Annotated in this window: 1 pseudogene; it reads right to left on the reverse strand. The window is 71.8% G+C overall.

Annotation, left to right across the window (positions count from 1 at the left end):
- A pseudogene (locus tag ACWD01_RS37425) lies at positions 1 to 1,475 on the reverse strand (beta-ketoacyl synthase N-terminal-like domain-containing protein); the annotation flags it as partial.
- Between the last annotated feature and the right edge of the window lie 100 nt (positions 1,476 to 1,575).

A 1,575-nucleotide genomic window follows, 5' to 3' on the forward strand; every position in this document is an offset into this window, starting at 1 on the left:
TGCGCCTCGACCGCGTCGACCTGCACAGGGGTGAGACCGGCATTGGCGAGGGCCTGCCGGATCACCCCCTGCTGGGAAGGACCGTTCGGCGCGGTGAGACCGTTACTGGCGCCGTCCTGGTTGACGGCCGTACCCCGGACCACGGCCAGGACCGGATGCCCGTTGCGCCGAGCGTCCGACAGCCGCTCCAGCAGCAGCATGCCGACGCCCTCGCCCCAGCCGGTGCCGTCGGCGGCCTCGGCGAAGGCCTTGACCCGGGCGTCCGGAGCGAGTCCCCGCTGACGGCTGAACTCCACGAACATGCCGGGGTTGGACATGACGGTCGCCCCGCCCGCGAGGGCGAGCGAGCATTCGCCGGAGCGGAGTGACTGCGCGGCCATGTGCAGGGCGACCAGCGAGGACGAGCAGGCGGTGTCGACGGTGACGGCCGGGCCCTCCAGACCCAGGGTGTATGCCACGCGGCCCGACGCCACGCTGGGCGTCGTCCCGGTCAGCACATAGCCTTCGATCTCCTCGGGCGCCTCGTGCAGCCGGGGGCCGTAGTCCTGAGCCGTGGCACCGACGAAGACGCCGGCCTTGCTGCCACGCAGCGACTTCGGGTCGATCCCGGCGCGTTCGAGGGCCTCCCAGGAGGTCTCAAGCAGCAGCCGCTGCTGCGGGTCCATGGCCAGGGCCTCACGCGGCGAAATCCCGAAGAACGCCGGGTCGAAGTCGGCGGCGTCATGGAGGAATCCGCCCTCCCGCGCATACGACGCGCCGGAGCGCTCCGGGTCGGCGTCGTAGAGCGCCTCCAGGTCCCAGCCGCGGTCGGCGGGGAACGGCGACACCGCGTCACCGCCCGCCGCCAGCAGCGCCCACAGCTGCTCGGGCGTCCGTATCCCGCCCGGGAGCCGGCAGCTCATGCCGACGATGACGATCGGGTCGGAGGTGGCACCGGAGTCCGGGGCAGCCATTGCCTCCGCCTCCGCCTCCTCGCCCCGCGTGCCCACGAGTTCGCCGCGTACGTGTCGTGCCAGCAGCTCCGGGGTGGGCTGGTCGTAGAGCGTGGACGACGGCAGCCGTACGCCGACCGCGCGGCCGAGCGCGGCACAGAACTCCACCGACATCAGCGAGTCGAAGCCGAGCTGCTTGAACGGCGCGTCCACCGGGACCTGTTCGGGGCTGTCGTGTTCGAGCACGGCTGCGATGTGCCGCCGTACGAGATCCAGCAGCTCCCGGTCCGTCTCCTCCTCCGACATCCAGGCGAAGGAGGCCGCAGGACCGGCCGCCTGCGTCACGGACTCCTCGTCCGCTTCCGCATCGGCTACGTCCCCAGGGAGCCCAGCCGACACGCCGACCGTCTCCTTGAGCCAGTACCGGCGGCGCTGGAAGGCGTACGTCGGCAGGTCGACGCGGTGCGGAGCCGACAGGCCCAGATCAGCGAGTACGTCCTGCCAGGCGATCTCCACCCCCGAGACGTGGAGTTCGGCTGCGGCGCGGGTTAGGGCGTGGGTCTCGTCGAGGTTCTTGACCAGGCTGGGCAGGAGGAGGGTGTCGGTGTGGGTGACGGTGTCCTGGGCGAGGGCGGTGAGGACG

This window comes from Streptomyces sp. NPDC002835 (genome assembly GCF_053591995.1).